Raw genomic sequence first — 5,335 nt, forward strand, 5'->3', positions numbered from 1 at the left:
CTCTTTGACAATTAAATAGCGAATCGGATTGATTTAGAGATCAGCTAGCGTTGTTCGTTGCTTCGGTAACGGACAATTCAATACAGAATTATTAAACTGGAGAGTTTGATTCTGGCTCAGATTGAACGCTGGCGGCGTGCCTAACACATGCAAGTCGAACGCGAAAGTCTCTTCGGAGACGAGTAGAGTGGCGCACGGGTGAGTAACGCGTGGATAATCTACCTATTGGTACGGGACAACAGTTGGAAACGACTGCTAATACCGTATACGCTGGAAACGGGAAAGGGGGCCTCTTCTTGAAAGCTCTCGCCAGTAGATGAGTCCGCGTTTCATTAGCTAGACGGTGGGGTAACGGCCTACCGTGGCAACGATGAATAGCAGGCCTGAGAGGGTGGCCTGCCACACTGGGACTGGAACACGGCCCAGACTCCTACGGGAGGCAGCAGTGGGGAATATTGCGCAATGGACGAAAGTCTGACGCAGCGACGCCGCGTGGAGGATGAAGGTTTTCGGATCGTAAACTCCTGTCAAGAGGGAAGAAACCTATTAGGAATAATACTCTTAGTAATTGACGGTACCTCTAGAGGAAGCACCGGCTAATTCAGTGCCAGCAGCCGCGGTAATACTGAAGGTGCAAGCGTTAATCGGAATCACTGGGCGTAAAGCGCTCGTAGGTGGCTTTGTAAGTCAGATGTGAAAGCCCACGGCTCAACCGTGGAATTGCATTTGATACTGCATCGCTAGAGTATAGGAGAGGGAAGTGGAATTTCTGGTGTAGGAGTGAAATCCGTAGAGATCAGAAGGAACACCGGTGGCGAAGGCGACTTCCTGGACTATTACTGACACTGAGGAGCGAAAGCGTGGGGAGCAAACAGGATTAGATACCCTGGTAGTCCACGCCGTAAACGATGGGTACTAAGTGTCGGAGGCTTGACCTTCGGTGCTGTAGTTAACGCGTTAAGTACCCCGCCTGGGGAGTACGGTCGCAAGGCTGAAACTCAAAGAAATTGACGGGGGCCCGCACAAGCGGTGGAGTATGTGGTTTAATTCGATGCAACGCGAAGAACCTTACCCAGGCTTGACATCCTGCGAATGTCCTAGAAATTAGACAGTGCCCTTCGGGGAATGCAGTGACAGGTGCTGCATGGCTGTCGTCAGCTCGTGCCGTGAGGTGTTGGGTTAAGTCCCGCAACGAGCGCAACCCCTATCCTTAGTTGCCAGCAAGTAATGTTGGGCACTCTAGGGAGACTGCCCGGGTTAACCGGGAGGAAGGTGGGGACGACGTCAAGTCATCATGGCCCTTACGCCTGGGGCTACACACGTACTACAATGGTGCATACAAAGGGTTGCGATACCGTGAGGTGGAGCTAATCCCATAAAGTGCATCCCAGTCCGGATAGGAGTCTGCAACTCGACTCCTTGAAGTCGGAATCGCTAGTAATCCTGGATCAGCATGCCAGGGTGAATGCGTTCCCGGGCCTTGTACACACCGCCCGTCACACCACGAAAGTTGGTTCTACCCGAAACCAGTGAGCTAACCAGCAATGGAGGCAGCTGTCTACGGTGGGGCTGATGATTGGGGTGAAGTCGTAACAAGGTAGCCGTAGGGGAACCTGCGGCTGGATCACCTCCTTTAAAGAAAAATAATCCGATTCGCTATTTAATTGCAAAGAGTTTTGCGTTGACCAGCTTATGGTCGCATGCTCTTTACAACTAAATGACACAGCAGCCTTTCTAATGAGAGAGATTGCTGTAACTAAAGTACCGCCGGCAGGCGATTCTTTTGTCATTAGGCTGAATGGGCCTGTAGCTCAGTTGGTTAGAGCGCACGCCTGATAAGCGTGAGGTCGGAAGTTCAAATCTTCCCAGGCCCACCATCTACCCAAGTGGGGGCGTAGCTCAGCTGGGAGAGCACCTGCCTTGCACGCAGGGGGTCAACGGTTCAATCCCGTTCGCCTCCACCATTTTGGTGGAACAGCATACAGTTCTTTTACAAGTAAATTTTTGGTAGTGGTCATTACTTAAATGATAAGTAGTGGTAACAATCCAAGTATTATACTTGGCTGAAACCTTCGGGTTTCTGCTCTTTTACAATCGATAGGGACGGAAAAGAATGTCCGTAGAAAAATAAGTTATTAAGGGCAACTGGCGGATGCTTGGCACTAGAAGGCGATGAAAGACGTGGTAGGCTGCGATATGCTATGGTGAGGAGCCAAACATCCTTTGACCCATAGATTTCTGAATGGGGAAACCCAGCGGGAGTAATGTCCCGTTATCTCTTTACTGAATACATAGGTTTAGAGAGGCTAACCGGGGGAAGTGAAACATCTCAGTACCCCGAGGAAAGGAAATCAAACGAGACTCTCTTAGTAGCGGCGAGCGAACGGGGAATAGCCCAAACCGTCATGTTTCGACATGGCGGGGTTGTAGGGCAGTCATTACGTGATTCATTATTAGATAGGGGAACAAGCTGGGAAGCTTGACCGTAGAGGGTGAAAGTCCCGTACCTGAAGTCGAACATGACACAGACTGTTCCTGAGTACCGCGGAACACGAGAAACTCCGTGGGAATCTGGGAGGACCATCTTCCAAGGCTAAGTACTAACTAGTGACCGATAGTGAACCAGTACCGTGAGGGAAAGGTGAAAAGAACCCCTGTTAGGGGAGTGAAATAGAACCTGAAACCAGTTGCCTACAAGCTGTGGGAGCATCCTTGAGATGTGACCGCGTGCCTTTTGCATAATGAGTCAGCGAGTTAATTTACTGTGCAAGGTTAAGCGAAAGTGGAGCCGTAGCGAAAGCGAGTCTGATAAGGGCGACAAGTACAGTGGATTAGACCCGAAACCAGGTGATCTATCCATGAGCAGGTTGAAGCTCAGGTAAAACTGAGTGGAGGACCGAACCAGTATCGGTTGAAAACGATTTGGATGACTTGTGGATAGGGGTGAAAGGCCAATCAAACCTGGTGATAGCTGGTTCTCTCCGAAATATATTGAGGTATAGCCTCGAGGTAGTTTAACGGGGGTAGAGCACTGACAGGGCTAGGGGGCTCACCAGCTTACCAAACCCTATCAAACTCCGAATACCGTATAAATGATCCTCGGGAGTCAGACTGCGACTGAGAAGGGCCGTAGTCGAAAGGGAAACAGCCCAGACCGACAGCTAAGGCCTCCAAATCCATACTCAGTGGAAAAGGCGGTGGAATTTCCTAGACAGCCAGGAGGTTGGCTTAGAAGCAGCCATCCTTTAAAGAAAGCGTAATAGCTCACTGGTCTAGAGATTCTGCGCCGAAAATGTAACGGGGCTAAGTATGGTGCCGAAGCTTCGGATCAGCACTTTGTGCTGGTGGTAGGAGAGCGTTCTCTACTGGTTGAAGGTGTGCTGTGAAGCATGCTGGACGGTAGAGAAGTGATTATGCTGACATGAGTAACGATAAGATGGGTGAGAAACCCATCCGCCGTAAGCCCAAGGTTTCCGGGGTAAAGGTAATCTGCCCCGGGTTAGTCGGCCCCTAAGGCGAGGCTGAAAAGCGTAGTCGATGGGAAACAGGTTAATATTCCTGTACTTGTATAGATGTGCGATGGAGGGACGGAGTAGGATAGACACGCTGGCTGTTGGAATAGCCAGTGCAAGTGCGTAGGGTTGAGGTATAGGCAAATCCGTACCTCTACATGCCTGAGACACGATGCGGAGTTCGCAAGAACGTAAGGTGTTGAGTCCATGCTTCCAAGAAAAGCTTCTAAGTTTAGTCTATGCAAACCGTACCGCAAACCGACTCAGGTGGGCGGGATGAGTAATCCAAGGCGCTCGAGAGAACTGTAGTTAAGGAATTCGGCAAAATGACCCCGTAACTTCGGGATAAGGGGTGCTCCTTGTTGTTAGTTTCCTCGCGAAACAAAGCAACGGAGAGCCGCAGAGAAATGGCGGTGGCGACTGTTTACTAAAAACATAGGTCTATGCAAAGTCGTAAGACGACGTATATGGACTGACGCCTGCCCGGTGCCGGAAGGTTAAGGGGAGTTGTTAGCTTCGGCGAAGCAGCGAACCGAAGCCCCGGTAAACGGCGGCCGTAACTATAACGGTCCTAAGGTAGCGAAATTCCTTGTCGGGTAAGTTCCGACCTGCACGAATGGCGTAACGATCTCCGCACTGTCTCAACTACAGACTCGGTGAAATTGAATTCGCGGTGAAAATGCCGTGTACCCGCAGCAAGACGGAAAGACCCTGTGCACCTTTACTATAGCTTGACATTGGGTTTTGGGCTAGCATGTGTAGGATAGGTGGGAGGCTTTGAAGCAGGCACGCTAGTGTTTGTGGAGCCAACCTTGAAATACCACCCTTGCTAGTCTAAGGCTCTAATCCTCTACCGTTATCCGGTTAGGAAACAGTGTCTGGTGGGTAGTTTGACTGGGGCGGTCGCCTCCTAAAGAGTAACGGAGGCATACAAAGGTTCGCTCAGACTGATTGGAAACCAGTCGTTGAGTGCAAACGCATAAGCGAGCTTGACTGTAAGAGAGACATCTCGAGCAGGAACGAAAGTTGGTGTTAGTGATCCGGTGGTTCCGCATGGAAGGGCCATCGCTCATTGGATAAAAGGTACGCCGGGGATAACAGGCTGATCGCGCCCAAGAGTTCACATCGACGGCGCGGTTTGGCACCTCGATGTCGGCTCATCACATCCTGGGGCTGAAGCAGGTCCCAAGGGTACGGCTGTTCGCCGTTTAAAGTGGTACGCGAGCTGGGTTTAAAACGTCGTGAGACAGTTTGGTCCCTATCTGCTGTGGGCGTAGGAGATTTGAAAGGAGTTGCCCCTAGTACGAGAGGACCGGGGTGAACGAACCTCTGGTGGGTCAGTTGTCGTGCCAACGGCATAGCTGAGTAGCTACGTTCGGAAGGGATAACCGCTGAAAGCATCTAAGCGGGAAGCCTCACTTAAGATAAGATCTCCCTCTCATTAATTGAGCTAAAGGACCCTGGTAGACCACCAGGTTGATAGGCTGGGTGTGTAAGGGCAGTGATGCCTTCAGCTAACCAGTACTAATAGTCCGTGAGCCTTATTTTTCTACACTAAATCATTCTTTTCCTCCCTATTAGATTAATATTTTAGGGTTCGTCCTTTGACGTGGCAGTAAGGTAAATATTACCGCCTTTCCAAAGCACTGACCCGACATATTTTTCTTGGTGGCCATGGAGGTTGGGGTATACCCGATCCCATTCCGAACTCGGAAGTCAAGCCAACCATCGCCGATGATACTGCAGGGGAGCCTGTGGGAAAGTAGGTCGCTGCCAAGATTTATTTCAAAAAGCCCGTTAGCTTTATAGCTAACGGGCTTTTT

The 5,335-nt window shown here is 50.5% G+C and carries 2 tRNA genes and 3 rRNA genes; all 5 read left to right on the forward strand.

Annotated features, from left to right (window positions below):
- Positions 1 to 93 precede the first annotated feature (93 nt).
- The 5 genes from MKHDV_RS18360 (at position 94) to rrf (ending at position 5,291) form a co-directional block, all read left to right on the forward strand.
- Positions 94 to 1,635, forward strand: a 16S ribosomal RNA gene (locus MKHDV_RS18360).
- Positions 1,636 to 1,800: 165 nt separating this feature from the next.
- Positions 1,801 to 1,877, forward strand: a tRNA-Ile gene (locus tag MKHDV_RS18365).
- Between the two features lie 11 nt (positions 1,878 to 1,888).
- Positions 1,889 to 1,964, forward strand: a tRNA-Ala gene (locus MKHDV_RS18370).
- A gap of 161 nt (positions 1,965 to 2,125) precedes the next feature.
- A 23S ribosomal RNA gene (locus MKHDV_RS18375) occupies positions 2,126 to 5,061 on the forward strand.
- Between the two features lie 115 nt (positions 5,062 to 5,176).
- Positions 5,177 to 5,291, forward strand: a 5S ribosomal RNA gene (gene rrf / locus MKHDV_RS18380).
- The 16S, 23S and 5S rRNA genes sit together here with 2 tRNA genes alongside, the layout of an rRNA operon.
- Positions 5,292 to 5,335 lie beyond the last annotated feature (44 nt).

The organism is Halodesulfovibrio sp. MK-HDV, assembly GCF_009914765.1.
Lineage (GTDB): Bacteria > Desulfobacterota > Desulfovibrionia > Desulfovibrionales > Desulfovibrionaceae > Halodesulfovibrio.